The organism is Bradyrhizobium sp. Kon69, assembly GCF_055807515.1.
This window is the reverse complement of sequence record NZ_JBVVOS010000010.1, coordinates 200,474-226,737: the sequence shown is the minus strand read 5'-3', so window position 1 is coordinate 226,737 and position 26,264 is coordinate 200,474. Positions and strand designations below refer to the sequence as shown.

Below are 26,264 nucleotides of genomic sequence, written 5' to 3'. Positions count from 1 at the left end.
ATTGACACCAGTATCGAAGACGTCAATGGCCGGGACAAGCCCGGCCATGACGCATTCGTCGTGTGTCCGAGTGGCCTTAAGCCACCGCTTCCTTGGACTTTTCCGCGCGCTTGCGCTCGTTCGGGTCGAGGTGGCGCTTGCGCAGGCGGATCGACTTCGGCGTGATTTCCACCAGCTCGTCGTCCTCGATATAGGCCAGCGCCTTTTCCAGGGTCATGCGGATCGGCGGGGTCAGGCGCACCGCTTCGTCCTTCGAAGTGGTTCGGATGTTGGTGAGCTGCTTGCCCTTGAGCACGTTGATCTCGAGGTCGTTGTCGCGGGTATGCTCGCCGACGATCATGCCCTTGTAGACCTTCCAGCCCGGCTCGATCATCATCGGGCCGCGATCTTCCAGCTTGAACATGGCGTAAGCCACCGCTTCGCCCTGGTCGTTAGAGATCAGCACGCCGTTGCGGCGGCCCTGGATCTCGCCCTTGTACGGCGCGTAGCCGTGGAACAGACGGTTCATGATCGCGGTGCCACGGGTGTCGGTGAGCAGTTCGCCCTGGTAGCCGATCAGGCCGCGTGTCGGCGCGTAGAACACCAGGCGCAAACGGTTGCCGCCGGACGGCTTCATCTCGATCAGCTCGGATTTGCGCTCGCTCATCTTCTGCACGACGACGCCGGAATGCTCCTCGTCGACGTCGATGACGACTTCCTCGATCGGCTCCAGGGTGGCGCCGGTGGCCTCGTCCTTCTGCAGCACGACGCGCGGACGCGACACCGAAAGCTCGAAGCCTTCGCGGCGCATGGTCTCGATCAGGATCGCAAGCTGCAATTCGCCGCGGCCCGAGACTTCCATCGCGTCCTTGTCCGAGGCTTCGACCACGCGCAGCGCGACGTTTCCTTCGGACTCGCGCAACAGGCGGTCGCGGATCATGCGACTGGTCACCTTGTCGCCTTCGGTGCCGGCGAGCGGCGAGTTGTTGACGATGAAGGACATCGACACGGTCGGCGGGTCGATCGGCTGCGCCACCAGCGGGGTGTCGACCGACGGATCGCAGAAGGTGTCGGCGACGGTGCCCTTGGTCAGGCCGGCGATCGCGACGATGTCGCCTGCCTCGGCTTCGTCGAGCGGGGTGCGCTCGATGCCGCGGAAGGCTAGGATCTTGGTGATGCGGCCGGTCTCGATGGTCTTGCCATCGGCGCCCAGCACCTTCACGGCCTGGTTCGGCTTGATCGAACCGGAAGAGATACGTCCGGTGATGATGCGGCCGAGATAGGGGTTGGCTTCGAGAATGGTGCCGATCATGCGGAACGGGCCTTCCTCGACGGTCGGCGGCGCGACATGGCGCACGATCAGGTCGAACAGCGGCTGCATGCCGGCTTCGTGCGACCCGTCCGGGCTCTCGGCCATCCAGCCCTGCTTGGCCGACCCGTAGAGGATCGGGAAGTCGAGCTGCTCCTCGCTGGCATCGAGCGCCGCGAACAGGTCGAACACCTCGTTGATGACTTCGGTCGCCCGCGCGTCGGGACGGTCAACCTTGTTGATCACGACGATCGGCTTCAAACCGACCTTGAGTGCCTTGGAGACCACGAATTTGGTCTGCGGCAGCGGGCCTTCGGCGGCGTCGACCAGCACCAGCGCGCCGTCCACCATGTTGAGAATGCGCTCGACCTCACCGCCGAAATCGGCGTGGCCGGGGGTGTCGACGATGTTGATGCGAGTGTCCTTCCACTGCACCGAGGCCGCCTTGGCCAGGATGGTGATGCCGCGCTCGCGCTCCAGATCGTTGGAGTCCATGGCGCGCTCGGTCACCTTCTGGTTCTCGCGATAGGTGCCGGATTGCTGGAGAAGGCGGTCGACGAGCGTTGTCTTGCCGTGGTCGACGTGGGCGATGATGGCGATGTTGCGAAGGTTCATGAGTGAGCTTCTTTGCGGTCGGACAATGGGTTAAGCGCGATCTCGCCGGTCAGACCGGGACCTCTTCTCGAAACAACGCTTGAAGACTGGAAACGGGGCGCTTTCCGCCCAAAAGGGAAAGCCCGGCATATCGACCGGGCACCCTACGCGTTGCGGCGCAATATAGGCAAAAACGGCCAAAAAACAATGTGTTCTTTGGCCGTTGGTTGATTGAATTTTGTCCGGGGATTCCCGGGGGTTAGGCGAAAAGCCCGGCTCAGCCGCGCCGGCCCTTGATGGCGGCCCAGATCAGGGCGACCCCGCCCAGCCCTACGACCAGGCCCAGGAACACCAGGGGCGCGACGTCGGAATCGATCCGGCCTCTGTCGGATATGGATATTCCGCCGAACAGGAGTGCACAGGCGCCGGGCAGCAGCAGGATGATCCCGAAGATCGCCATGAGCGCGGTCAGGCAGCCGCTGCGCTTGTTCGGCGGAGCAGGAGACGGTCCCGGAGGGGCTGGCGGCGGCGTGTCGCTGATGCTCATGCCTGCAGGGCTCCTTCGGTTGACTGCGCCGCCAGTTCGGCGCGGATGCCGTCGATCTTTCCGTTCCGGTAGAACAGATTGTAGGTGTCGAACGGGATGATCGCGCCGTTCTCGGTGACGAAATGGATGCAGCTGCGCTTGACGTTGCCGACGCAGAAATTGAAGCGGTCGAGAAACTGCACGATGGTGACGCGGAATACGTTCTCGTAAGTGATTCCCTGCGGCACCTCGAAGCTCGGCAGGCAGCACAGCAATTCGCAGACGCGCTCGCTGGTGTTCAGCGGTCCCGAGGACAGCGAAAACAGGTCGATGAATTTCTCCCTCAGCGCCGGATGCTTCTCCGGGCTTATCGTATTGGGCAGCAATGCGACGAGTTGCTCCTGCGGGATCAGCGAGGTCAGCGGCAGCACTTTCTCGCCGTTGCGCAGGCCGTAACCGATCGAGATGCTTTCGGGGTTGCAGGGCAGCGGGATCATGTCCTTGTCGCCGAATACGCCGGTTTCGACCACGCGTTTGCGGATCTCCGACAGCATGATGCGGTCGGTGTTCTTGTCAAAATTCTCGTTGCGGCCGGCATCCTGCACCGGCTGCAGCGTGACGCCGCGCACGCATTTCCAGGTCAGCGCGTGGCGAACGATGTCGCCGATCTCGGCATCGTTGACGCCGCGCTTGATGGTCGCGACCAGCGTGGTCGACACGCCGTAATGCTCGAGATTTTCCAGCGCCTGCTGACGGATCTTGCGCAAATCCGCGCCGCGCAGATTGATCAGTGCGTCGCGTTCGAGCGAGTCGAACTGAAGATAGACCTCGAGCCGGCGCTTGTTCTCGGCGAGCCGCGCCACGAAATCCTTTTCGCGGGCGATACGCAGGCCGTTGGTGTTGATCATGACATGGCGGATCGGGCGGGCGCGCACGGCATCGAGGATCGCGAAGAAATCCGGATGCAGCGTCGGCTCGCCACCGGAGATCTGCACCAGGTCAGGCTCGCCTTCGCTCGCGACCAGCGCGTCGAGCATTCGCTCGATCTTGGCCAGCGGCGTGAAGCTGGTCCGTGCCGGCGAGGAATCGGCAAAGCACACCGGGCAGGTCAGATTGCAATGCTCGGTGATCTCAATCAGTGCCAGGCAGGAATGCTGCTCGTGGTCGGGACACAGGCCGCAATCGTAGGGGCAGCCGAATTCGGTAGGCCGTTGAAAGGCGAGCGGCCGGTCGCCGGGCTTGATGAAATCCTTGCACAGGCGCCAATAGGCTGCGTCCGTCGACACCAGCGTGGACTGGACGCCATGCTCCTTGCAGCGCTTCTCGTACCAGACCTCGTTGTCGAGGATCTGGATCTTGGCCGGCACCAGCTTCAGGCAGGTCTCGCAGAGAGATTGGGTCTGGCCCCAGAAAATGTAGGGGCGCGACTTACGCAACGGCGCGTTCATGCATGGGTCTCGCTTTGGGCGCCGTCGCCAGCATGACGACGGCGTAGAGCAGGATGGACAGCGACAGCAGGTGAAACAGCGTGAAGGGGCCGATCAGCGTGCCGTAGGGCTTGAGGAATTCCCACAGGAAGCGCTGTGCGCTATAGTAGACGAGGACGAGGTAGAAACCATTGGTGATCACAAACGCGCTCCGGTTCAAGACCGCCAGCACGTAGAGCAGCGCGAACACGCCCATCGCGGCGCTTTCGTAGAGCTGCACGGGATGCCGAAGAATGCCGTCGCCGAAATCATGGCCCCAGAGCCATGCCGTCGGCGTGCCGTAGGTGAAATCGTCGAGGCCCGCGAAATAGCAGCCGAGCCGGCCGATCGCGATGCCGATCGCCAGCGGCAGCGCAAAACGGGCGCCGGTTCGTACCGTGATCCCTGCTGACCATTTGTAGAGCTCGATCGCCGCGATGCCGCCGACGAGCGCACCTTCCACGGAGCGCGCGATGCCGCTCTGGCCCGACAGCCACAGATTGGCGGAGCCGAACAGATAGGCGCCGAGGCCCGCACCGAACACCAAAGCGGCGAGGTAGGACCGCTCGAAGGATTGCGCCGGAAACCGCAAGCCCTGTCGCGACAGCCAGTACAGCGCCACGGCCGCAGCCAGCCACGCTGCGATGTCGAAAAGAGTGTGAAGGAAAGCCCCGCTCATGCGGGGGACATTAGCCCAGGTTCCCGCCCGGCGGGATAGTGCGGCCGTTTCTTATCCCCGAAGAGGAGCGAGGCAGGCAGCTAGCCGGCTTGCCGCTCCTCGGTCGGATAGACGCCGCGCAGCACCTCTTCGAAGTGCATCTTCACGGCCTCGTTGCACCGGCAGGCACGCAGGCGCAGGCCCTCGCGATTGCGGACCAGGATCGATCCGCGTCGCGTGTCGAGCACGCCTTCGGCCTTGAACGACTGGAGCACGCGGCTGGCATAGCTGCGGCCGACGCCGAGCAGGGTCGCGAGCTGTTCGTGGGTCAGCGGCACGCTGCTCTCGTCGCCGGTCCGCTCCATCGCCGCCAGCATCCATTTGGCGGTGCGCTGCTCGATCGAGTGAATGGCATTGCAGGCGGTGGACTGGAAGATCTGCGCCAGCATGCAGTCGGCGTAGCGAGCGAAGACATGGCGCAACGAGGGCGAGCGCTGCTTGGCGGCCTCCAGCTTGCTGACGTGAATTCGCACAAACGGCCCGCCGAATTTCACGCAGATCCGGGTGTAGGCCGGCAGATAACCCTCGCTGACAATGCCGCCCACCGCGCCTTCGCGGCCGACCAGGATGGTCTCGACATCGCGGCCGTCCTCATTGGGAACGAGGAAGGTTGCAAGCGACGGTCCGCAGGGAAAGTGGACGACCTGGACGTCGTCGCCGGGGTTGTAGAGCAATTCATTCGCCGCGGCGCTTTCGAGCATGACATGTGGCGCAAGCAGGGCGAAGTCGGCCGCGCTCAAGCGCCGCAGCAGATTGTTGGTCGGCCGGCTGTCGATCTCGGTGGCGTTGCTGGTCCGTGCGTCCATCTCAAACTCCCATCCGCCTCCACATTAGCGAGTTCCGACGAGGTCCTGTGTGCACAAGTAGACAGACCTGACAACTGTGATGTGGTGGTTTCGTTCCGGGAACCCTCCGCGCTGGGTACAGGCGTCGTGACCGGTATCCCAGTCAGAGAAAACCTCATGCTCCAAGTTACGATGATGGCACCCGCTGTTTCCGATGGTTCAAACTGTCCCGCCGATGTCCTCATCGTCGAAGACGATCCGATCATCGCGATCGACTTCGAGGATCGCCTGCTCGGATTTGGCGTGCAGAGCGTGCGCACGGTAGGTTCAGTGGCGCAGGCGCTGGCCGCAATCGCGGCGCATGCCCCCGAATTCGCCTTGCTCGACGTCGGGTTGAGTCGCGAGAACAGCTTTGCGGTCGCCGAACGGCTCGCGGCCCTGAAAATTCCGTTCGTCTTCGTCACCGGCTACGGCGCTGACGCGCGCATCCCGCCGCAATTCGCCAGCCAGCCGCGTCTGCAGAAGCCGTGTTCGAGCGACGCGCTGGAGGCGGCGCTCCAGCTCCGCGCCGCGGACTAGCGATACGGCGTCACGCCTGTTTCGGATCGAGCGTGGTCGACCACAGCGCGACGTCGGCGCGGTCGCGCAAGGTCACCGTCATCTGGCCGGAAGCGCCGTCGATCTTGACGTGACCGAAGAACTGCATGCCGGCGGACGGCGGCAGGTTCTGGCTGTCTTTCCCCGGCGCCTTGACGAAACGCACCTCCGGCCCAAACGTATTGTCGAGCGCGTTCGGACCGAACGTGCCTGCGTGAAGCGGGCCCGACACGAACTCCCAGAACGGTTCGAAATCCTGGAATTGCGCCTTGTTCGGATCGTAATAGTGCGCGGCGGCGTAATGCACGTCCGCCGTCAGCCATACGGTGTTGCTGATCGGCGCCATCTTGATGAAACGCAGGATGTCGGCGATCTCGAACTCGCGGCCGCGCACCGGGCCGTCGCCCTGCGCAATGGCTTCCGATCCACCCTTTGCCGTATCTGACACGACGAGGCTGAGCGGCATGTCGGAGGCGATCACCTTCCAGGTCGCGCGCGAATTCAACAGGCCCCGCTTGAGCCAGGCGATCTGGTCCGGGCCGAGGAAATAGCTGGCCGGGCCGTAAGCGGTTTCGAGGTTGGGGCCGTTCGGGCCGCGATAGCTGCGCTCGTCGAGCACGAACACGTCTAGATGGGGACCATAGGAGATCTGGCGATAGACCCGGCCGGGCTCGACGATGCTCTCGCGCATCGGATACATCTCGTGGAAGGCACGGCCGGCGCGGGCTGCGAGCAGCGCGATGTCGCGCTCCTTGTAGGTCGCCGGCAGCTCCTTCGAAAGCGACCAGTTGTTGGTCACCTCATGGTCGTCCCACTGCACGAAGATCGGCACTTCGGCATTGAAGGCGCGAAGATTGTCGTCAGTGAAATTGTATTTGTGCGCGGCGCGGTACTCGTCCAGCGTCTCGGCGACCTTGGCCTTTTCGGGGATCGTGACGTTCTTCCAAATCTTGCCGTCGGCGAGCTTCACCTCGGACTGGATAGGGCCGTCGGCATAGATGGTGTCGCCGGAGTGCAGGAAGAAATCCGGACGGTGCTTGCGCATCGCCGAGAAGGTGAACATGCCGCCGTCATCAGGGTTGATGCCCCAGCCTTGTCCTGCGACATCGCCGCCCCAGACGAAGCTGACGTCGCGGCGGTCGGCGGGCGCGGTGCGGAAGCGGCCGGTCACCGGCTCGCCCGCCACCGCGGTGTGTGAAAGATCGCGGAAGCGGACGCGATAAAAGATGTCCTGTCCGCCGGGCAGGTTTTCGATCAGCATCTTCGCGGTGAAGTCGCTCTCGGGCAGCGCCGCGATCGGCGGCAGTGCGCGGGCATCCCTGAACGACTCCGTCGTCGCCACCTCGACCAGCATCTGCGCGGGCCGGTCGGTGCGCGCCCAGACCACGCCGCTGTCGACGGTGACGTCGCCCGACTGCACGCCGTGGGTCACCGCCGGCCGGTCGGCCGCGCGGGAGAGATGGGGCATTGCGACCGCGCCGAGCGCGCCGGCACTGTTCGTCAGGAAACGGCGGCGGGAGAATTTGATGTTCATGAAGACGGTCCCGATATCGCGTGTGGCGATCGCCCTGGGCGGCCGCCACGGTGAAGCCTGACGCTATATTGAGACAATGTGACGCAGCGATTACGCGCGCAAGCGCTTACGCGTTGCCGGCGGCCCGGAATTGGGCACCGGCGCGCTGCAGGTTCTGCGGCAGGCTGAACAGCACCGCCTTGCGGTCGGCAACCGCCGCATGAAACTGGTCGAGCGCGATGTTGAAGGCGGTCAACGCACCTTCCTCGATCGCGCCGTGGTCGTAGCAGCGCAGCGTATCGCGCAGGATCTCGTCGGCCTCGGTCTGCATCTGATCGAGATCTTCGGTCGTTTCGCTTTTTCGAGCGGCGGTAATCATGTCGAGCAGCCGCTCGCGCAGATGGCTGTTGTTGTCGCGTTCGTCCTTCTTCAGATAGCCCGCAAACCAGGCGCCGATCGAGCCCATGGCGGAGAGCGCCATCAGGGTCCACCAGATGTAATCGCTGTATTTGTCGAGGAAGGTCTTTTCTTCGCCGTCGACGAAAGCGGCGGCGCCCGGATGCACGGGAATCACCGCATCCTTGTCGGTGTCGGGCGTTTCGATCTTCGCCGCCAGCGGGAATTCCGTCACCAATTGCTGGCGTACGGCGAAAAGCTGGCGCGTGAACGCCGCGATGGTGGTTTCGGACACAGCCTTGCGCGCCACGATGTGGTGCGAGAAGCTGATGGTCTTGACCTCGTCATCGGGACGATCCGGCGAGCCGCCGTAAGTGCCCGCGGGAATCTCGGCCGCTTCATAGACCGGATGATTTTGCGCAATCGCATCGGCGGAATCGATCGCAAGGAAAGTCGGCGTGCCGAACTCCTTGGCCGAAGTGGCGATCGCGTCCGCAGTGATCTTGCTGTTGACGGGACCGGCGGCGAGGTAGGCATCGACCTTCTGCGACTTGATCGCCTCGGCAACTTCATTGGCCGGGAATTGCACGATCTCGACCTTGGCGGGATCGACGCCGTATTGCTGCAGGATCACCTTGAGCAAATTGACGTTGGCCTGGGTGCGGCCAACCACGCCGACCCGATGTCCGGCGAGCTGCGCGATCTTGGTGATCTTCGCGCCCTTCTTCTTGCCTTTGACGGGTATGGACCACAACACCACGACATTCTTGCGCAGGGTCGCAACGGCTTGCGCGTTTTTCGGCACGTCGAGATCGCCGCGCACGATGGCGAGGTCGGCCTTGCCTTCCGCGAGCAGATTGGCGCTGGCGGTGGCGCCGTCGGTCTGGATCGGCCGCAACCGCACAGAACTCTTATGCTGCGCGAAGGCCTGGGTCAGTGCCTGCACGACCTTGACGTCATCGCTGTTGGCGGGGCCGACCGCGATCTTCAGCGTCACCGGCCGCATGGCAAAATAGTAGCCGCCGGCGAGCGCGCCAACGATCGCGAGCACCAGTGCGAGAGTCACGAGCGCCGTCTTCCGCGCCGATGATCGCGGCGAGGGCTGGGTGGGCGCTTCGGCCAGGTCCAATCCCCCGGTCATCGATCTCCCGAAGAGTCGCTTGAGGCTCAGTTTCATCTTGGCCGGCGATTTACGCCCGCAAGTGTAGCAAATTTCTTGTCCGGCAGGGTTACATCTCCGTCATGGTTAGCGGATGGGGTCTAATCCAGTATGAACCCGGGGCGTCAGTGCGGTGTTAGGGTAAAGTTCCCCTGAAAGGACGGAGGCGACGATGGCAGAACGGCTCTCGGCGGAGGCGCGCAGGCAGGCGCTGGGCGGACTACCTGGCTGGACCGAGGTTCAGGGACGCGACGCGATCGGGAAAACCTTTGTCTTCAAGGATTTCAACGAGGCGTTCGGTTTCATGACCCGCGCGGCGCTGGTCGCCGAGAAGATGGACCACCACCCCGAATGGCGCAATGTCTACAAGACGGTGGAGGTGGTGCTGTCGACCCATGACGCCGGCGGCGTCACCGCCCTCGACATCGAGCTCGCCGGGGCGATGAACGCCATCGTCAAGCTGACACCAGGCTGACGCCTTGCGGGGACCGGTCGAGTCCCCATCTTGTGATCAGCACGGGATGCGGCGATCTGCCACCCCCGATGCCGCCCTTGGCTGGAACGGGGAGTTTGTCGAACATGGCTGCCGAACACAGCGTCGGTTTCGAGCCGGCCGACCGGCTCGCGGAAGATCGTGAAAGCGTTCGGCGCCGCTTCTGGCGCAAGCTGAAGCGTGTCGCCGCGCATCTGCCGTTCGCGGAGGATCTGCTCGCCGCCTATTACTGCGCCTTCGACCGGCAGACGCCGCGCCATGTCCAGGCCTCGCTGCTCGGGGCGATCGCCTATTTCATCCTGCCGTTCGACTTCGTTCCCGACGTGATGCCGATCCTCGGCTTCACCGATGACGCCGCCGTGCTCGCCACTGCGATCCGCATGGTCGCCAGCCACATCACGAATGAACATCGCGAAGCCGCCCGCGCCGCGCTGAAGCGCGGGGTGGATGAGGGCGACGCGCACTAGCAGCGCGCCGCTCCAACTCCAACGTCGTCCTGGCTTTCGCCAGGACGACTCGGGGAGAGAGTCTTCGCTACCCTTCCCTCACGGACGCAAAATCACCTTGCCCATGGCCTGACGCCCCGCCAGCACCTTCAGCGCATCCGCCGTCTGTGCCAGCGGGAAGACGCGATCGACATGCGAGGAGATCTTCCCCTCCGCTGTCCACTTCACGAGCTTCTCGAGATTGGCGCGGTTCTTTTCCGGGTTGAGGCGGGTCCAGGCGCCCCAGAACACGCCGCGGATGTCGCAGCCCTTCAGCAGTGCGAGGTTCAGCGGCATCTTCGGAATGTCGCCGGCGGCAAAGCCGATCACGAGGAAGCGGCCTTCCCAAGCGATCGAGCGCAGGGCCTGCTCGGCATAGGTGCCGCCCACGGGATCGAAGATGATGTCGACGCCCTTGCCGCCGGTGAGCTTTCGCAAGCCTTCCTTCAAATCTTCCTTGCCGTAATTGAGCGTGAGTTCTGCACCGTGCGCCTTAGCGAATTCTAGCTTCTCGTCCGACGAGGCGCAGGCGATCACCTTCAGGCCCATCAGCTTGCCGAGCTCGCAAGCCGCAAGGCCTGTGCCGCCGGCGGCGCCGAGCACCGCGAGCGTCTCGCCCGGCTTCGGGTTCGCGCGATCTTCCAGCGCATGCAGCGCGGTGCCGTAAATGATGATGATGCCGGCCGCGCGGTCATAATCGAGATTGTCGGGGATCTTCACGATCGATGCCGCCGGCAATGCGATCTTTTCGCGCGCGCCATTGTGGCCGCAGGAGGCGACGACGCGATCGCCGACCTTCAGATCGGTCACGCCGGGGCCGATGCTCTCGATCATGCCCGCCACTTCGGCGGCCGGCGAGAACGGGAACGGCGGCTTGATCTGGTACTTGCCCTGGATCATCAGGATATCGAAGAAGTTCAGGGCCGCAGCCTTGATCGCGATCACGGCTTCGCCGGGACCGGCCACCGGATCCGGCAAATCGGCCAGAACGAGATCGTCGGGCTGGCAATATTGCGAGCAGAGGATGGCTTTCATGGCGGCACCTTCTTGAGAGCACTTGGCGTTTCGAGGCAGAATTATAGTTGGGCTGGTTCTGCCGGATTTGGCGCGGTCCCACAATCCGGTTTCTTTGTCTGAAATTGCATTCGGCCCTATCCTCGTCATTGCGAGCGCAGCGAAGCAATCCAGAATCCGTGCCGCGGAAATAGCCTGGATTGCTTCGCTTCGCTCGCAATGACGGAAGAAGAAAAGGGAGGGTTCAAACCATGTTTGAAACAGGCCTGCTCAAGGACAAGCGCATCCTCGTCACCGGCGGCGGTTCGGGCCTTGGCGCCGCGATGGGGCGTCGCTTCCTCACGCTCGGTGCCGAGCTCGTGATCTGCGGCCGCAAGCTCGATCGGCTCGAGGCGGCGGCGAGCGAGATGCGCGAAGAGACCCGCGGCAAGGTCACGACGATCGCCTGTGATATCCGCGACGGCGCCGCCGTCGATGGGATGATGGGCGCCATCTGGCGCGAGGCGCCGCTCGATATTCTCGTCAACAACGCGGCTGCGACTTTCATCGCGCAGAGTGAGCATCTCTCATTCCGCGCCGCGGATGCGATCCTCGCGCCGACGCTGCATGGTGCGATGTATTGCACGCTTGCCGCCGGCAAGCGCTGGATCGACGGCAAGCATGGCGGTGTCGTGCTCTCGATCCTCTCGACCTCGACCATCACCGGCCGCGCCTTCACCGTGCCGTCGGCGATGGCGAAGTCGGCGGTGCTGGCGATGACCAAAAGTCTCGCCGTGGAATGGGGCCCGAAGGGCATCCGCACCGTCGCGATCGCGCCGGGACCGTTCCCGACCGCCGGCGCCTCGGGCCAGCTCCGCCCCGAGGGTCGCGACGAAGGATGGGCCGCGCGCAACCCGATGGGACGCGCCGGCGAGCACGGCGAGCTTGCCGACCTCGCCAGCTTTCTGGTCTCCGATCGTGCCGGCTACATCAACGGCGAGATGGTGGTGATCGACGGTGGCGCGCATTTGCGCAGCTCCGGCGCCGAGGATTTGTTGCGCTGGACCGACGCGCAATGGGCGGAGCAGCGTGCGCGCGATCCAGGGCCTAGTCGCCGCGAGCTTCGCTAACTGCCTTCCCAAATTGGACTTTCCCGGCTATCCCTGCCGCGGGGACAATGCGCGACCGGGCCATCTTCCAGTCACAATATTGAGGGAACCACTCCAGCATGTGGCGGGTGCTGATTTTAGCTTTGATGACGGGCGTGGCGGCCTGTGGGATCATCGATTCCGCGCGGGCGCAGACGGCGCAACCTGCGCCCAAGGCTGCACCGAAAGAGGCTGCCCCGAAACCGGCTGCGCCGGTGGCCAATACCACTGGAAAGACGGTTGCCAAGCCCGAGAGCAAACCGGCGGCCCCGCACGCGGCGGTTGCGGGCGGCGCCGAGCCGACCCTGATCGGTCAGTTCGGCACCTGGGGCGCCTATTCGGCTGCGCCCAATGGCAAAAAGGTCTGCTTCGCGCTGGCCAAGCCGTCGTCGTCGAAGACCAACCCGCCGAATCGGCCGCGCGATCCTGCCTATGCCTTCGTCTCCACCCGCCCGGCGGAGAAGGTCAACAACGAAGTCTCGGTCATGATCGGCTACGCGCTGAAGCCGGGCTCTGAATCCTCGGTCGAGGTCGGCGGCGCCGCGTTCGCCATGTACTCGCAGGGCGACGGTCTCTGGATCAAGAACGCGGCCGAGGAAGAGCGGATGGTCGAGGCCATGCGCAAATCCGCCGATCTCGTGGTCAAGGGCATCTCGTCCAAGGGGACCGAGACGACCGACACCTTTTCGCTGAAGGGCCTCGCCCAGGCGCTTGACCGGATCTCCCAGGATTGCAGGCGTTAAGGCTGCGGTCGATAAGGTCGCAATCGGCGGTTCCGGTTGCTATATAGGGCGCGTTCCAGATTTTCTCCTGTCATTCCGGGGTGATGCGGAGCATCGAACTATGGTGCGCAATTGCGCACCTGAGAATCTCGCGGTTCCGGGTCCGGTCCTTCGGACCATCCCGGAACGACCACCTGATCAGGCCATTCCATGCAACCGATGATCGAGCCGCACAACGCAACGCTGGTGGAGAAGACTCCGCTCGAAACCTATGTGCCGCCGGCGAGGCCGTCGCTGATCGGCCTGTCGCGCACCGAGCTCGCCGATCGCCTCGGCGAGATCGGCGTTGCACCGGCGCAGCGCAAGATGCGTGTGCAGCAGCTGTGGCACTGGATGTATTTCCGTGGCGTCCAGAATTTCGAAGAGATGACGTCGGTCTCGAAGGGCATTCGCGCCGAGCTCGCGCAACATTTCACCGTCGACCGGCCCGAAGTCGTGGCCGAGCAGATCTCCAACGACGGCACACGCAAATGGCTGCTGCGGCTGCCGAGCGGCGACAATGTCGAGCGGGCGCATGAAGTCGAGTGCGTCTACATCCCGGAAACCGATCGCGGCACGCTGTGTGTCTCCTCGCAGGTCGGCTGCACGCTGAACTGCTCGTTCTGTCACACCGGCACGCAGCGCCTGGTGCGCAACCTCACCGCCGGCGAGATCGTCGGACAGGTGATGGTCGCGCGGGATCGTCTGAACGACTGGGCCGATCGCGAAGACGGTACGCGTCGCGTCACCAACATCGTGATGATGGGCATGGGCGAGCCGCTCTACAATTTCGATGCGGTGCGCGATGCGCTGCTCATCGTCGGCGACAACGAAGGCATCGGCATCTCCCGCCGCCGCATCACGCTGTCGACTTCGGGCGTGGTGCCGAACATCGTGCGCGCGGGCGAGGAAATTGGCGTGATGCTCGCGATCTCGCTGCATGCGGTGCGCGACGAGCTGCGCAACGAGCTGGTGCCGCTCAACCGCAAATATCCGATCAAGGAATTGCTGCAGGCCTGCCGTGATTATCCCGGCGCCTCGAACGCGCGCCGCATCACCTTCGAATACGTGATGCTCAAGGGCGTCAACGATTCGCTCGACGACGCCAAGCTGCTGGTGAAGATGCTCAAGGGCATTCACGCCAAGATCAATCTGATCCCGTTCAACCCCTGGCCCGGCACCGCCTATGAGTGCTCGGACTGGGACCAGATCGAGAAATTCTCGGAGTACGTCTTCAACGCCGGCTATTCCTCGCCGGTGCGCACCCCGCGCGGCCGCGACATCCTCGCCGCCTGTGGCCAGCTCAAGTCGGAGACGGAAAAGCTCTCGGCCCGTGAACGCCAGACGCTACGCGCCATGGCGATGACGGATTGAGTTGATGCGCGCAAATGCTCTCGCATCCTCGTCATTGCGAGCGCAGCGAAGCAATCCAGAGTCTTTCCGCAGAGGCAGACTGGATTGCTTCGCTACGCTCGCAATGACGGCGAGGGTGGTGTGATGTCCCTGATCGGCCGCCTCATCGTCATCTTCATCGGCTTTCTCGCCGCCTGCTTCATCGGCGGCATGATCGTCGTCGTCGCGCTGTTGTTTCCGGAGTTCGCCGACCTCGGCGCAGGTCCCGTCGATCAGGGCACGATCGATATCGTGCTCGGGTTCGGCTTCATCTTCGTCTCCGGCTTTGCGCTGGTGCCGGCGGCGGTGATCGTCGCGATCACCGAGGCGCTCTACATCCGTAGCGCGCTTGCCTATGCCGTAGGCGGCGGCGTCGTGGGGCTCGCCTGCTATCTCGGGCTCGTTCCCTTTCACTCCGACACCTTGCAGTTCGAAGGCATCGTGCGCCGCCATCTCGAGATCATGACCGGCGCCGGCATCGTCGCCGGTGTCGTCTACTGGCTGATCGCCGGCCGCAACGCCGGCGCCTGGCGCAATCCGCCGCTGCCGCGCCAGCCGCCTCCGCCGCTGCCGTCGAATTCAAGACCGGATGCGCGGTGAGTTTCTGACTTGTCCCGGGGTTTTCATCCCCTTCTCACTCGGCTAAACCGCGCGCCATGAACCGGACTGGACTCTTCATCGCCCTGGCGCTGTGGCTCGTGATCGGCGTCGTTTTCGGCCTCTATCCCGAGCTTGATCTCAAGCTCGCCGCGCTGTTCTTCGACCCCGCGACGAAGTCGTTTCCGCTCAAGCTGAACGATTGGGCCGGCATCGCGCGCGATGCCGCGATGTGGGTCGCCTGGGCGTTCGTGCTGCCTGCGCTGGTCGCGCTCGTGGTCAAGATGGTCCGGCCCGACCGCCCGCTGATGGTATCCGGGCGCGCGATCGTCTTCCTGCTGGTCACGATCATCCTATCAGCCGGCATCCTTACCAATCTCGCCTTCAAGTCCTATTGGGGCCGGCCGCGTCCGGTGGTGGTGACGCAGTTTGCCGGCGATCAGCAGTTCGTGCCGTGGTGGGATCCGCGCGGCGGCTGTGCGCGCAACTGCTCGTTCTTCTCGGGCGAGGGCGCGACCGCATTCTGGACGCTGGCGCCCGCCGCACTGGCGCCGCCGCCGTGGCGGCCGCTCGCTTATGCCGGAGCCGTGGTGTTCGGCCTCGTGACCAGCGGCCTGCGGATGGCCTTTGGCGGCCACTTCTTCACCGATGTCTCGATCGCCGGCCTCGTCACCTTCGTCGTGATCTGGTTTGCCTACGCGCTGATCTACCGCTGGCCGCGGACCCGGTTTTCGGACGAGGCGGTCGATGCCGCCCTGACCCGGCTGAACATGCCCGCCTACCGGCTGCGCCAGCGCCTGTTCGGCAGCAAGTCGAGTGCCGAGTCCTCAGTTTGAGCCATTAAAGGGGTGCCGAGCCCCGCGAAATTTGATATTCGCGCGGTCAACCCGTGAAACGACATCCGCCCTTCGAGACCGATTGGAAGCCCCATGACCACGATCCTGAAAAGCCTGCCCAAGGGCGAGAAAGTCGGCATCGCGTTTTCGGGCGGTCTCGACACCAGCGCCGCGCTGCTCTGGATGAAGCAGAAGGGCGCCCGCTGCTACGCCTATACCGCCAATCTCGGCCAGCCCGACGAATCCGATTACAACGAGATTCCGCGCAAGGCGATGGAGTTCGGCGCGGAGAAAGCGCTGCTGGTCGATTGCCGCACGCAGCTCGTCCATGAAGGTATCGCCGCGATCCAGTCCGGCGCCTTCCATATCTCGACCGGCGGCATCACCTATTTCAACACCACGCCATTGGGGCGCGCCGTCACCGGCACGATGCTGGTCGCGGCGATGAAGGAGGACGGCGTCAACATCTGGGGCGACGGCTCGACCTTCAAGGGCAACGACATCGAGCGCTTCTATCGCTACGGCCTGCTGACCAATCCGGGCCTGCGCATCTACAAGCCCTGGCTCGATCAGCAGTTCATCGACGAGCTCGGCGGCCGCGCCGAGATGTCGGCGTTCATGACCGCCCAGGGTTTTGCCTACAAGATGAGCGCCGAGAAGGCCTATTCGACCGACAGCAATCTGCTCGGCGCCACGCACGAGGCCAAGGATCTCGAGAGCCTCGACAGCGGCATCAAGATCGTCAACCCGATCATGGGCGTGCCGTTCTGGCGTGACGACTGCAGCGTCAAGGCCGAGAAGGTCGTGGTGCGTTTCGAGGAAGGTCAGCCGGTGGCGCTGAACGGCCAGACCTTCAGCGATCCCGTCGCGCTGTTCCTCGAAGCCAACGCGATCGGCGGCCGTCACGGCCTCGGCATGAGCGACCAGATCGAGAACCGCATCATCGAAGCCAAGAGCCGCGGCATCTATGAAGCGCCCGGCATGGCGCTGCTGCACATCGCCTATGAGCGCCTCGTCACCGGCATCCACAACGAGGACACCATCGAGCAGTACCGCATCAGCGGCATGCGCCTCGGACGCCTGCTCTATCAGGGCCGCTGGTTCGATTCACAGGCTCTGATGTTGCGTGAGACCGCGCAGCGCTGGGTCGCCCGCGCCGTCACCGGCGAGGTGGCGCTGGAGCTGCGCCGTGGCAACGACTACTCGATCCTCAACACGGAAAGCCCGAACCTCACCTATGCGCCGGAGCGGCTCAGCATGGAGAAGGTCGAGGACGCGGCGTTCACGCCGGCCGATCGCATCGGTCAGCTCACCATGCGCAACCTCGACATCAACGACACCCGCGCCAAGCTGAAGCTCTACAGCGACACGGGCCTGTTGTCGGGCAGTGAAGGCTCGCAGATCTTCAAGCTCGAGAACGACAAGGGCTGACGCGCTCGGGGATTGCTGCCTCATTCGTCATTGCGAGCGAAGCGAAGCAATCCAGAGTCTTCCCGCAGCGATAGTCTGGATTGCTTCGTCGCTTCGCTCCTCGCAATGACAGAAACAAAAATGGCCGGGATTGCTCCCGGCCATTCATTTTGTGCTTCGCCTTAGCGCGGCGGCGCGGTGCCGGGCGGGGGCGGCGGCAGCGAGGCCTGGCCGCCGTTGAGCAGCGGCGTGATGTTGCGGACGGTGACGCGCCGGTTGATCGCGCTCGGTCCTTGCGTCTGCTCCTTGAGATACTGCTCGCCATAGCCCTGCGACGTCAGGTTCTCGGACGGCACGCCGAATTGCTGGGTCAGCAATTCGGCTGCGGACTGCGCACGACGGTCCGACAATGACAAATTGTCGACGTCGTTGCCGACCGCGTCAGTGTGTCCCTCGATCAGGAACACCGCGCGCGGGTTGGCTTGGATCGCCTGATTGAGACCGTCGGCGATCACTTGCAGCTTGGCCGCCTGATCCTGGGGGATCGTCCACGAACCCGTCTCGAAGGTGATCGAGTTGACGTCGACGCTCGGCATCTGCATGCGAACATTGGGGCTGTAGCGGATTTCGTCGAGCGTATAACGTCGATCGATCCGCTGCACCGGCGGTGCCTGCATGGTCTGGTAGATCACGTCCGGCGACGCCTCCTGGGCGTCGACGATATAGCGGTCGTAGGGAATGTTCACGACCGGCGGCGGCGCGTCGACATAGAAGCCGCCGACCGACTGCGGATCGCGGTAGCTGTTGTCGATGATGATGAGCTCGCGCCCGCGGGGATCCCTGCGGATGCGTCGCAGCAATCGACCGTCCGGACCGACCGTCGTGATGATCTCGCTGCCGTCGGGACGGATCACCACGGTGCGGGTATCCGCGCCGACAGTCTCGGTGCGGATGTCGCGGGCGCCATAGCGGAAGCGATAGAGATCGTTGCCGCGGACGTAGGCCTGCCCGCCGGGATCGCGGATGATGATGCGGTCCGGCTCGGTGTAGACGGTGCGACCGCCTTCGACAGATTCGCGCCGCTGATTGTGGAGGTCGGCGATGGTGGCTCCGATCACGGCGCCGGCCACCACGCCTGCACCGATCGCGAGCGGCGTGAGGTCACGCTGCGGCGGACGCGGTGCTGGCGGCAGCGGTGCTGCGATCCTCGGCGCGGTTCGGAAAGCCGGTGCAACCGTCGGCGGCGCGTATTGCGCCCTGTTGGGCGGAGGCGTTGCGGCCGCGGAGCCCGAGACGGTGCTCGGTGCCGCGGCGCCGGCGGGGGGAGCCGGCGGCCGGGGCGGGGCGCCTGCCTGCGGCTGGGTCGGCGGAGTTCCGGCAGCGGGCGCGCCAGCAGGAGGCGTTCCTCCCTGCTGGCCTGGGGTTGGCGTCGCGGCTGGAGCCGGGGTCGCGCCAGGAGCGGGCGTGGGTCCCGCACCGGGACGTCCGGGCGGGGGCGTCGGAGCGCCACCGGGGGTCGGGGTGGTCGTCGGCGCGGGCGTGGCGCCCGGAGCAGGTGTCGCTGATCCTGCAGCCGGGGGTGCGCCAGGACGTCCGCCGGGGGGCGGCGCACCGGGGCGTCCAGTCGGCGGCGTGCCTGGTGTGCTGCCCGGAGCCGGCGTTGCGGTCGGCGCAGGTGTTGCTGTCGGAGCAGGCGTGGCGGTCGGGGCAGCAGGCGTTGCCGGGCGCGCTGCGGGAGCAGCAGATGCCGGAGGCGTTGCTGTCGGTGCAGGCGCAGGCCGTCCCGAAGGACCGGCCGCAGGAGGCGGCGGAGGTGTCGGTGCGTGCTGCTGCGGAGCGGCGGCGGGCGGTGTGGGAGCCGGACGAGCCGCGGGCGGCGTCTGAGGCGGAGGTGTGGGTGCGTGCTGCTGCGGTGCCGCGGCGGGCGGCGGTGCCGGGGGCGTGGGAGCCGGGCGTGCCGCGGGCGGTGCAGGAGGCGGCGCATGCTGTTGCGGAGCCGCAGCCGGGGGCGGCGACGGCGGCTTCGGGGCCGCAGGCGGTGGCGGGGGCGGTGCCGGACGGGCCGCAGGTGGCGGCGGAGGCGGCGGCGGAGCTGCGGGGCGCGGCGGTGCGGCAGCCGGCGGAGGTGCCGCGGGCGGATGGGGCGGTGCAGCTGCGGGCGGCGGTGCGGCCGGGCGCGCGGGCGCCGCAGGCGGCGCGGCCGCTGGCGGTCCCTTCGGCGGCTGCTTCGGTTTTCCGTCAGGGCCGGTCTCTTGTGGCTGCGCCTGCGCGACGACGAGCGGCGGCGCGCCTTGCGCATGCGATGCGGAGCTTGCGAATTGCATCGCGGTCAGAGCCGTGGTGGCAAGCAGCACGAAACGAAGATTAGTCATGATGGTGAACTTCCCCGGAAGGTTCTTTGACGAAGTGTTGGGATGAACAGCTACGCGTTAGGCCGGATTGTGGCGGACGAAGCGCACGCGGCCCGATTTATTTCTGCACGCAAATCACCTCACTATGGTGACGTTCATTGCGCATTCAGACGCAGGTTGCAATTGCCTTGGATGTGATGCGTCGCCTCATGCGAGATCCCGCGGCGGACTTGCGTCCGTCGCGGGATTCGGCGTGAGCGGTCCGTTCGGTCCGCGTGATGGAATCTCTTCGGGCATGCGGCCCGGTAATTCGTCGGGCGGCGCTGGCGAGCCGGGCTCGCGCACCGGCGGCGCGATTTCAGGCTGCGGATTGCCCGGCGGAATCCCCGGCGGTGGCTCGGTAGGTGTGCCCGGCGTCGACGGCGGAATCTCGGGCGGCTCGATCGGCATTACATTGAGACCTTGCGGTTGTCGCCGAGATCGGGCCGCGTGTTCGTCACTGCCGCGGCCGCCATCTTCACATAGGAGATCACGGTGCCGGGCGAGTCCCAGAACTCGGCATCGTCGGGCGTGACCTTGAGCACGCGGATGTTGGGATCTTCCGCAGAGTCCCACCACGCCTTGGCCGGCGTCGAGAACAGCTCCTTGATCTTCGCGCGGTCATTGGAAACGACAGCGGTGCCCGTCAGCGACACGTATTTCTGGCTGCCCGCATCCGCGAACGACAGGTTGATGGACGGATTGCGCGCGATCTCCTCGTCCTTGTGACGCCGCGCGTCGGTGAGGAAATATATCGTGTCCGCGTTGCGATCGAGATATGCGCTCATCGGCCGCGCGCGGAGCTTGTCGCCATCGCGCGTCACCAGCATCGCGAATCCGATCGTCTTCATCAGATCCCATACGCGATCGATATCGCGGGCATTGTCGTTGGCCATGTCGTGCTCCTTCTTGCAAGGGACGACAACGGCGCGCGCGGAACGAGGTTCCGGCCGAGGGATGGAACTTATCTATTCCGGCGCGTGGCAAACCGCCTCGATGTTGTGTCCGTCGGGGTCGAGCACGAAGGCGCCGTAATAGGTCGGATGGTAATGCGCCCGAATGCCCGGCGGCCCGTTGTCGCGCCCGCCCGCCGCAATCGCCGCCTTGTAAAACGCATCCACAGCGGCGCGGTCCTTTGCCAGGATCGCGACATGCACCGGCTTGTTCAGCGCGCCCTCGCCGCCGATCCAGAAATCCGGCTTGCCATCGGCGCCGAAGCCGGCGGCTGGATCGTGTCCGGTCTGCTCCTGCGTGACCTCCATGATCAGGCCGTAGCCGAGCGGGGCCAATGCCTTGGCATAGAACGCCTTGGCGCGCTCATAGTCGGAGACCGGGAAGCCCATATGGTCGATCATCGTAACCTCCGTCGTTCGTCGTCAACGCGACAGGAACGTATTGCTCCGCGTCTTGCGCGCAACCACAAAGCCGCGCGCGACCATGTCGGCGATACAATCTTCCCGCCAATCCTTTTGTGACAAATGCTCGATCACCACCGCGCGCGGCCACAGCGATTGCGGCGCGTCGCGGAAGAAGCCGATCAGCACGCGATCCTCGAAGCCCTCGACGTCGATCTTCAACGCGTCCACATTGGTGACGCCGGCTTCGTCGAGAATGCGCGTCAACCGCAGCGAGGGCACTTTGATCGCCTCCGCGCTGGCCGTGCCGGTGACGACATGCGTAGCGCCGAGATTGCCGCCCCCGCTCTCGATCATGAGCTCGCCGTCGCTGTCGCCGGCGGCCGCCTGCACCAGGCGCACCTGCGTCGCTTGCGACGCGGCCCGGTTGAACGACAGCCGTCCAAACGTCATCGGATGCGGCTCGATTGCGACCACTTTTCCCGATGGCCCGACCTGTCGCGCCATCACCAGTGCAAAGGTGCCGACATTGGCGCCGACGTCGACGAACACGCCGCCCGCCGGGGTGTGCTGGCGCAGGAAGTCGAGCTCGTCGAGATTGTAATCGGGATTGAACAGCGCGCCGCGCTCGGTCGCGCTGCCCTGGTGATAGAAGCGGAACGATGCGCCCTGGTACTGCACGTCGAGGGGGCCACCGCGCAGCAGGTTCACCAATCGCGACAGCCACGGCCGGAACGCTCCACGCTTCAGCCGCGACTGTGTCGCGAGGCGAATGATGGCGGCCTGCGCCGCGTTCGGCGCAAACGCGCCGAACGGCGCGGACGAAGGGGCATTGTCGGTCGTCAAGCGGCGGTCCTCATTGCAAGCGGCGCATGCATAGCCGGTTTTTCCGGGGACTCCAATCGTTCACGAGAGGTTCGGTAGCCGGATGGAGCGCAGCGTAATCCGGGGGTCTTGCCGCGCGGACAGACTTTCCCGGATTGCGCTGCGCTCCATCCGGGCTACAGGTCACGCCGCCTTTTTCGGCGCCTTGCGCTGGCGCAGGAAGCGGCCGAGCAGCTTGCGCTTGCCTTTGCGCGGGATCAGCTCGATGTCGCTGACGAGTTTTGCGCCGCCCTTGCGGCGCTCCAGCACGATCTTGCGGCTGTGGAAGGCTTCCAGCTCGACGCGATGCGCGACGCTGACGATGGTGGCCTTCGGCAGCTCGTCGGTAATCATCTTCATCATCTTGTCCTGGCTCTTCTCGTCGAGCGCCGAGGTCGCCTCGTCGAGCACGACGATGTCAGGGTTGTGCAGCAAGAGCCGCGCGAAGGCGAGGCGCTGCTTCTCCCCGCCGGACAGCGTCTGGTCCCACGGTGCTTCTTCCTCGATCTTCTCCTTGAGATGGTCGAGACCGACCTTGTGCAGGGCCTCGCCGATCTCCTCGACGGTCCAGTCATCTTCCGCGCCGGGATAGGCGACCGCGCGGCGCAAGGAGCCGGACGGCACGTATGGTCGCTGTGGCAGCATGAAGAGCCGCCGGTCGGGATGGAAATTGACGCTGCCGCCACCCCACGGCCAGAGCCCGGCGATGGCGCGCACCAGCGTGCTCTTGCCGGTGCCGGATTCGCCGGCGACCAGCAGCCGCTCGCCACGCTCGATCACCACCTCGGTCTCGCCGACCACGGCGGTGCCGTCATCGAGCGTGACGGAAAGATCCTTCATCTCCAGCATGGCGTCGTTGCTGGTCTCGCCGCGCTTGATGCGGCCGATTCCGTCGCCCTGCTCGGCGCGCTCGAGGCCGTCGAGCGACATCATCAGCGAGGCGATGCGGCGCGCGCAGGCATTCCAGTCGGCAAGCCGCGGATAATTGTCGACCAGCCAGCCGAACGCGCTCTGCACGATGGTGAAGGCGGAAGCCGCCTGCATCACCTGCCCCAGCGTCATGCTGCCGTCGAGGAATTTTGGCGCACAGAGCAGCAGCGGCACGACCGGCGCAACGAGGCTCGACCCCTGCGACACCAGCGTGGTGCGCATGTGCTGACCCGCGAGCCGCGCCCATTGCCGCAGCACGTTGGTGAAATTGCGGTCGATGCCGTCGCGCTCCTCCTCCTCGCCGCCGAGCAGCGCGATGCTCTCGCCGTTCTCGCGCACGCGCGTCAGCGTGTAGCGGAAATCGGCCTCGGCCTGGTTCTTGTCCTCGGAGACCTGCACGAATTGGCGGCCAATCACCAGGATCGAGCCCGATGCGAGTCCCGCATAAAGCATCGCGGCGATCACCAGGAAGCCGGGAATGGTCACCGACGATCCTGCAAGGGTGACGGTGAGCGCGCCGCCGATGGTCCAGAGCACGACGATGAAGGTCGCGGCCGACAGCAGCGCGGACGTCACACCGGCCAGAAAATCTACCGGCGAATCGGTCGCGACGCGCAGATCCTCCGCGATCCGGTATTCCGGATTCTTGTGGTCGCCGCTGACGAGATTGAGCTGGTAATAGCGGCCGTTGCCGAGCCAGCGCGTCAGCACGCTGGCCGTCAGCCAGGCTCGCCAGCGCCGCTGGATGCCCATGCGCGCGAACACTTGTGCCACGCCGAGCACGATGCTGCCGATCGCGAGCGGAAAGAACACCGCGGTGAGATGGAAGACGGTGGACGCCTCGCGCTTCTCGATCGCGTCGAAGATCGCCCGATTCCAGACATTGATGCCGTATTGGAAACCGACGGTCAGGACGATCAGCACGCCGAGGCCGATGGAGTAGAGCCATGCCAGCCGGTCGCCGTTGCGGCCCCAGAAGCCGCGCGCGCTGATCCAGAAGCGGGTGAGGAGATAGTCCTTGCGGGCCTGCTCGGCCTCTTCGGGCGACAGCGCCGGGTCGGGCTCGACGAGCTCGGGCGGCGGCGGAGCCACTTCCTCGCCGGTCTCGCCGACGATTTCGACAATGGGCGGCTTCTTGCCCGATTCGCGCTTTCCGGCCGGCTTTTGCATGGCCGGATAACGCAAGAGAAATCAAAAGGTTCCCGCCGGTTCCCGGCGTCAGCTCATTCGGCGGCGCCGTCGCGCACCCGGCGCCGTGCGAGCCGGTGCAGCACGCGCGACAGCTGATCGATCGCGTAGGGCTTCTGCACGAGCTCGAAATCGACCTTGCCGTCCTGGGACAGCGCCTCGCTGTAGCCGGTGGTCAGCACCACCGGCACGCCGATGCCGCGGTCGCGGACCGCCTGCGCGAGATCGAGACCGGTCATGCCGGGCATCACGATGTCCGAGAAAACGACATCGAAGCGATCGGAATCCATGACCAGCTCGGCGAGTGCGTCGGTTGCATTGTCGACCAGCGTGATGCTGTAGCCGAGCTCGGTGAGGCCGTCGGCCGCGAAATTGGCGAGCTCGATATTGTCCTCGACCAGCAGCACCGACATGCCGCTGCCGGCCACGGCCGGCGCCGTGTTCGGTGCCTGCCGCTGCGGCAGCAAATGCGGCGCCACGCGCGGCAGATAGAGCGAGAAGGTGCTGCCGTGGCCGACCTCGCTGGTGACTGTCACCTCGCCGCCGGACTGCCGGGCGAAGCCGAACACCTGCGACAGGCCGAGACCGGTGCCGTGGCCGACCTGCTTGGTGGTGAAGAACGGCTCGAAGATGCGCTCCAGCCTCGCAGCCGGAATGCCGATGCCGGTGTCGCTGACGGCAATGCCGACGAAGCCATGTTTGCCAGGAAGGTCTTGGCTGCCTGAAAGATCAGGGTTGCCCGAGACGGGAGCCCGCGTGTCCGCAATGGTCGCCGCGGCCTCGACGTTGAAGACGATCCTGCCCTTGCCGTGCATGGCATCGCGCGCATTGGTCGCCATGTTGATCAGCGCCGTCTCGAACTGGCTGGCATCGGCATTGACGAGGCAGGGCTCGGCCGGCAGCCGCATCGCGATTTCGATCGCGGGTCCGAGCAGCGTCGCGAGCATGTCGTTCAGCGACTGCAGCCGCGCGCCGACGTCGAACACTTCCGGCTTCAAGGTCTGGCGCCGCGCGAATGCGAGCAGCTGCGAGGTCAGCTTGGCCGCGCGCCCGACCGCGTCCGCGATGGCGGTGATGTAGCGCTGGCGCCGCTCCTCGCTCAGCTGCGGCCGGTTCAGCAGGTCGACCGAGGCGCGAATCACGGTCAGGAGGTTGTTGAAGTCGTGCGCGACGCCGCCGGTGAGCTGGCCGAGCGCCTCCAGGCGCTGGCTGTGCTTGAGCGCCTCCTCGGCTTCGCGCCGCGCGGCGGCCTCGGCCTGGAGATGCTGGGTGCGCCGGAACGCGAACGCCAGCAGCAGAAACAGCAGCGCGGTGGCGGGAATGCCGAACACCAGATGCTGGCCCATGGTGGCGAACCAGCGCGCGCGGATTGCCGAAGTCTCCAACCCCGCGCTGACATAGATCGGGTATTCGGCGATGCGTCGGTAGCCGATGCGCCGCTCGACCTGGTCCGATGGCCAGGCGATGGTGATGAGGCCATGCTCGGGGTGAGCTGCGATGCTGCGGCCGACCGGACCGTTGGGATCGAGCCTGAGGTCGCGGTCCAGCCGCGGAAGATGCGCCAGCACCACGCCGTCGGTGCGTGCCATGGCGAGGAAGCTGCCGGGATCGGAGCCGATCCTGGCGTAAAAGCTCTCGAAATATTCCGGCAGGACGGAGGCCTGGATCACGCCGATGAAGCTGCCGTCGTCGGAGCCGCGGCGGCGGCTGACCCCGAAGAAGCGCGCGCCCTGATAGGGCTGGCGCGGCGTCAGCGGGACTCCGATGTAGCTGCCGATGGTCTGGTCGACATGGGCGGCAAAGTAGTCACGGTCCGCAAAGCTCTGCGCCGGCGGCGGCGAGGCCAGGCTGTTGACCAGCGACTTTCCGTCCGCATCGAAGATCCAGGCCGATTTGAGCTGCGGCAGCGAATCGGTCAGCTGCTTCAGGCGGCGGTGCAGGGCCGGCTCGCGCGAGCGGATGATGTCGTCGGGCATGCCGCGCACCACCTCGTTGATCTCGGCGAGGCTGCGGTCGATGGTCTCGAACACCTTGAGCGCATGCTCATGCGCGACATCGAGGGTGCGCTCGATCTCGCGGTCGGCGATGTCTTTGGTCGAGGTGTAGGAGATCGAGGCGGCGATCGCGAACAGCGCAATCGGCAGCGCCAGGGACGCAGCCATCATCCACTGCAGCAATCTCAGCGAATTGCGTTGTGCGCCCTGCACGGTCGCTCCGGTCCCACACCGGAGAGCTTACTTGAATTTCGCGCCGGGAAGGAAGCGGCTTGTGGCGGGAACCTGAGGTTGCAAGTCGTCGGCTTGCCCGCGCAGGGGCGGAGGCAAAATCTGCTCGAATACGCGCCCGCCGTAGAATGCCCCGGCCATTCCGGCCGGGGATC

Annotated in this window: 24 protein-coding genes; 9 read left to right on the top strand and 15 right to left on the bottom strand. The window is 65.2% G+C overall.

Features of this window, described 5'->3' with window-relative positions; translation table 11 throughout:
- Positions 1-76 precede the first annotated feature (76 nt).
- From typA to AC0L3U_RS15995, 5 genes are all read right to left on the bottom strand, one after another.
- A complete protein-coding gene (gene typA / locus AC0L3U_RS16015) occupies positions 77-1,903 on the bottom strand; it encodes a translational GTPase TypA (protein ID WP_007598731.1) in 1,827 nt (608 codons plus the stop codon).
- 256 nt (positions 1,904-2,159) lie between these two features.
- On the bottom strand, positions 2,160-2,429 hold the full coding sequence (locus AC0L3U_RS16010) for a hypothetical protein (protein ID WP_473362359.1): 270 nt from the start codon (positions 2,427-2,429) through the stop codon (positions 2,160-2,162).
- The gene (locus tag AC0L3U_RS16005) at positions 2,426-3,856 is read right to left on the bottom strand and encodes a radical SAM protein (protein WP_473362358.1); all 1,431 of its coding nucleotides are present in this window, start codon (positions 3,854-3,856) and stop codon (positions 2,426-2,428) included. The genes AC0L3U_RS16010 and AC0L3U_RS16005 overlap by 4 nt, the downstream gene beginning before the upstream one ends.
- The gene (locus tag AC0L3U_RS16000) at positions 3,837-4,553 is read right to left on the bottom strand and encodes a prolipoprotein diacylglyceryl transferase family protein (RefSeq protein WP_473362357.1); all 717 of its coding nucleotides are present in this window, start codon (positions 4,551-4,553) and stop codon (positions 3,837-3,839) included. The genes AC0L3U_RS16005 and AC0L3U_RS16000 overlap by 20 nt, the downstream gene beginning before the upstream one ends.
- Before the next feature lie 80 nt (positions 4,554-4,633).
- Complete coding sequence (locus tag AC0L3U_RS15995) at positions 4,634-5,398, bottom strand: Crp/Fnr family transcriptional regulator (RefSeq protein WP_473362356.1); 765 nt, start codon at positions 5,396-5,398, stop codon at positions 4,634-4,636.
- Positions 5,399-5,554: 156 nt separating this feature from the next.
- On the opposite strand from AC0L3U_RS15995, the gene AC0L3U_RS15990 reads away from it, so the two are divergent.
- Positions 5,555-5,956 carry a response regulator gene (locus tag AC0L3U_RS15990; RefSeq protein ID WP_473362355.1) on the top strand — a complete coding sequence of 134 codons (402 nt, stop codon included), beginning with the start codon at positions 5,555-5,557 and terminating at the stop codon, positions 5,954-5,956.
- A 10-nt stretch (positions 5,957-5,966) separates the two neighbouring features.
- On the opposite strand, the gene AC0L3U_RS15985 is transcribed toward AC0L3U_RS15990, so the two are convergent.
- Positions 5,967-7,508: an alkaline phosphatase D family protein gene (locus AC0L3U_RS15985; protein ID WP_473362354.1), complete on the bottom strand. Its 1,542-nt coding sequence runs from the start codon at positions 7,506-7,508 to the stop codon at positions 5,967-5,969.
- A 106-nt stretch (positions 7,509-7,614) separates the two neighbouring features.
- Entirely contained in the window at positions 7,615-9,060 is a 1,446-nt protein-coding gene (locus AC0L3U_RS15980) for a TAXI family TRAP transporter solute-binding subunit (RefSeq protein WP_473362353.1), read from the bottom strand.
- Positions 9,061-9,214: 154 nt separating this feature from the next.
- Here AC0L3U_RS15980 and AC0L3U_RS15975 point away from each other — a divergent pair, with 154 nt between their 5' ends.
- Together AC0L3U_RS15975 and AC0L3U_RS15970 are read left to right on the top strand one after the other, a co-directional pair.
- A complete protein-coding gene (locus AC0L3U_RS15975) occupies positions 9,215-9,517 on the top strand; it encodes a 4a-hydroxytetrahydrobiopterin dehydratase (RefSeq protein WP_473362352.1) in 303 nt (100 codons plus the stop codon).
- 104 nt (positions 9,518-9,621) lie between these two features.
- Entirely contained in the window at positions 9,622-10,002 is a 381-nt protein-coding gene (locus tag AC0L3U_RS15970; protein ID WP_473348886.1) for a YkvA family protein, read from the top strand.
- A gap of 78 nt (positions 10,003-10,080) precedes the next feature.
- On the opposite strand, the gene AC0L3U_RS15965 is transcribed toward AC0L3U_RS15970, so the two are convergent.
- Positions 10,081-11,055: an NADPH:quinone oxidoreductase family protein gene (locus tag AC0L3U_RS15965; RefSeq protein ID WP_473362351.1), complete on the bottom strand. Its 975-nt coding sequence runs from the start codon at positions 11,053-11,055 to the stop codon at positions 10,081-10,083.
- A 230-nt stretch (positions 11,056-11,285) separates the two neighbouring features.
- Here AC0L3U_RS15965 and AC0L3U_RS15960 point away from each other — a divergent pair, with 230 nt between their 5' ends.
- The 6 genes from AC0L3U_RS15960 (at position 11,286) to argG (ending at position 17,178) form a co-directional block, all read left to right on the top strand.
- Entirely contained in the window at positions 11,286-12,143 is an 858-nt protein-coding gene (locus AC0L3U_RS15960; protein WP_473362350.1) for an SDR family oxidoreductase, read from the top strand.
- A 98-nt stretch (positions 12,144-12,241) separates the two neighbouring features.
- Positions 12,242-12,904: an invasion associated locus B family protein gene (locus tag AC0L3U_RS15955; protein WP_473362349.1), complete on the top strand. Its 663-nt coding sequence runs from the start codon at positions 12,242-12,244 to the stop codon at positions 12,902-12,904.
- A gap of 189 nt (positions 12,905-13,093) precedes the next feature.
- Complete coding sequence (gene rlmN, locus AC0L3U_RS15950; protein WP_473362348.1) at positions 13,094-14,296, top strand: dual-specificity RNA methyltransferase RlmN; 1,203 nt, start codon at positions 13,094-13,096, stop codon at positions 14,294-14,296.
- 123 nt (positions 14,297-14,419) lie between these two features.
- Positions 14,420-14,914, top strand: a complete 495-nt coding sequence (locus AC0L3U_RS15945) for a hypothetical protein (RefSeq protein WP_473362377.1) — start codon at positions 14,420-14,422, stop codon at positions 14,912-14,914.
- A 56-nt stretch (positions 14,915-14,970) separates the two neighbouring features.
- Positions 14,971-15,747 (top strand): phosphatase PAP2 family protein, encoded by a 777-nt coding sequence (locus tag AC0L3U_RS15940; protein WP_473362347.1) that lies wholly within the window; start codon positions 14,971-14,973, stop codon positions 15,745-15,747.
- A 93-nt stretch (positions 15,748-15,840) separates the two neighbouring features.
- A complete protein-coding gene (gene argG / locus AC0L3U_RS15935; RefSeq protein ID WP_473362346.1) occupies positions 15,841-17,178 on the top strand; it encodes an argininosuccinate synthase in 1,338 nt (445 codons plus the stop codon).
- Positions 17,179-17,339: 161 nt separating this feature from the next.
- On the opposite strand, the gene AC0L3U_RS15930 is transcribed toward argG, so the two are convergent.
- The 7 genes from AC0L3U_RS15930 to AC0L3U_RS15900 all read right to left on the bottom strand — a co-directional run bounded on the left by AC0L3U_RS15930 (position 17,340) and on the right by AC0L3U_RS15900 (position 26,091).
- A complete protein-coding gene (locus AC0L3U_RS15930; protein ID WP_473362345.1) occupies positions 17,340-19,529 on the bottom strand; it encodes an OmpA family protein in 2,190 nt (729 codons plus the stop codon).
- 186 nt (positions 19,530-19,715) lie between these two features.
- Positions 19,716-19,958, bottom strand: coding sequence for a hypothetical protein (locus tag AC0L3U_RS15925; protein ID WP_456766840.1), 243 nt, complete (start codon positions 19,956-19,958; stop codon positions 19,716-19,718).
- On the bottom strand, positions 19,958-20,443 hold the full coding sequence (locus tag AC0L3U_RS15920) for a pyridoxamine 5'-phosphate oxidase family protein (RefSeq protein ID WP_456766839.1): 486 nt from the start codon (positions 20,441-20,443) through the stop codon (positions 19,958-19,960). The genes AC0L3U_RS15925 and AC0L3U_RS15920 overlap by 1 nt, the downstream gene beginning before the upstream one ends.
- 72 nt (positions 20,444-20,515) lie before the next feature.
- Entirely contained in the window at positions 20,516-20,902 is a 387-nt protein-coding gene (locus tag AC0L3U_RS15915) for a VOC family protein (RefSeq protein ID WP_027514944.1), read from the bottom strand.
- A gap of 21 nt (positions 20,903-20,923) precedes the next feature.
- Entirely contained in the window at positions 20,924-21,748 is an 825-nt protein-coding gene (locus tag AC0L3U_RS15910; protein WP_473348880.1) for an FkbM family methyltransferase, read from the bottom strand.
- A gap of 162 nt (positions 21,749-21,910) precedes the next feature.
- On the bottom strand, positions 21,911-23,866 hold the full coding sequence (locus AC0L3U_RS15905) for an ABC transporter ATP-binding protein/permease (RefSeq protein WP_473362344.1): 1,956 nt from the start codon (positions 23,864-23,866) through the stop codon (positions 21,911-21,913).
- A 53-nt stretch (positions 23,867-23,919) separates the two neighbouring features.
- The gene (locus tag AC0L3U_RS15900) at positions 23,920-26,091 is read right to left on the bottom strand and encodes an ATP-binding protein (protein WP_473362343.1); all 2,172 of its coding nucleotides are present in this window, start codon (positions 26,089-26,091) and stop codon (positions 23,920-23,922) included.
- Positions 26,092-26,264 lie beyond the last annotated feature (173 nt).

Coding starts and splice junctions, on each gene's coding strand:
- typA (WP_007598731.1), bottom strand. CDS start 1,903: ATGAACCTTCGCAACATCGCCATCATCGCCCACGTCGACCACGGCAAG.
- AC0L3U_RS16010 (WP_473362359.1), bottom strand. CDS start 2,429: ATGAGCATCAGCGACACGCCGCCGCCAGCCCCTCCGGGACCGTCTCCT.
- AC0L3U_RS16005 (WP_473362358.1), bottom strand. CDS start 3,856: ATGAACGCGCCGTTGCGTAAGTCGCGCCCCTACATTTTCTGGGGCCAG.
- AC0L3U_RS16000 (WP_473362357.1), bottom strand. CDS start 4,553: ATGAGCGGGGCTTTCCTTCACACTCTTTTCGACATCGCAGCGTGGCTG.
- AC0L3U_RS15995 (WP_473362356.1), bottom strand. CDS start 5,398: ATGGACGCACGGACCAGCAACGCCACCGAGATCGACAGCCGGCCGACC.
- AC0L3U_RS15990 (WP_473362355.1), top strand. CDS start 5,555: ATGCTCCAAGTTACGATGATGGCACCCGCTGTTTCCGATGGTTCAAAC.
- AC0L3U_RS15985 (WP_473362354.1), bottom strand. CDS start 7,508: ATGAACATCAAATTCTCCCGCCGCCGTTTCCTGACGAACAGTGCCGGC.
- AC0L3U_RS15980 (WP_473362353.1), bottom strand. CDS start 9,060: ATGAAACTGAGCCTCAAGCGACTCTTCGGGAGATCGATGACCGGGGGA.
- AC0L3U_RS15975 (WP_473362352.1), top strand. CDS start 9,215: ATGGCAGAACGGCTCTCGGCGGAGGCGCGCAGGCAGGCGCTGGGCGGA.
- AC0L3U_RS15970 (WP_473348886.1), top strand. CDS start 9,622: ATGGCTGCCGAACACAGCGTCGGTTTCGAGCCGGCCGACCGGCTCGCG.
- AC0L3U_RS15965 (WP_473362351.1), bottom strand. CDS start 11,055: ATGAAAGCCATCCTCTGCTCGCAATATTGCCAGCCCGACGATCTCGTT.
- AC0L3U_RS15960 (WP_473362350.1), top strand. CDS start 11,286: ATGTTTGAAACAGGCCTGCTCAAGGACAAGCGCATCCTCGTCACCGGC.
- AC0L3U_RS15955 (WP_473362349.1), top strand. CDS start 12,242: ATGTGGCGGGTGCTGATTTTAGCTTTGATGACGGGCGTGGCGGCCTGT.
- rlmN (WP_473362348.1), top strand. CDS start 13,094: ATGCAACCGATGATCGAGCCGCACAACGCAACGCTGGTGGAGAAGACT.
- AC0L3U_RS15945 (WP_473362377.1), top strand. CDS start 14,420: ATGTCCCTGATCGGCCGCCTCATCGTCATCTTCATCGGCTTTCTCGCC.
- AC0L3U_RS15940 (WP_473362347.1), top strand. CDS start 14,971: ATGAACCGGACTGGACTCTTCATCGCCCTGGCGCTGTGGCTCGTGATC.
- argG (WP_473362346.1), top strand. CDS start 15,841: ATGACCACGATCCTGAAAAGCCTGCCCAAGGGCGAGAAAGTCGGCATC.
- AC0L3U_RS15930 (WP_473362345.1), bottom strand. CDS start 19,529: ATGACTAATCTTCGTTTCGTGCTGCTTGCCACCACGGCTCTGACCGCG.
- AC0L3U_RS15925 (WP_456766840.1), bottom strand. CDS start 19,958: ATGCCGATCGAGCCGCCCGAGATTCCGCCGTCGACGCCGGGCACACCT.
- AC0L3U_RS15920 (WP_456766839.1), bottom strand. CDS start 20,443: ATGGCCAACGACAATGCCCGCGATATCGATCGCGTATGGGATCTGATG.
- AC0L3U_RS15915 (WP_027514944.1), bottom strand. CDS start 20,902: ATGATCGACCATATGGGCTTCCCGGTCTCCGACTATGAGCGCGCCAAG.
- AC0L3U_RS15905 (WP_473362344.1), bottom strand. CDS start 23,866: ATGCAAAAGCCGGCCGGAAAGCGCGAATCGGGCAAGAAGCCGCCCATT.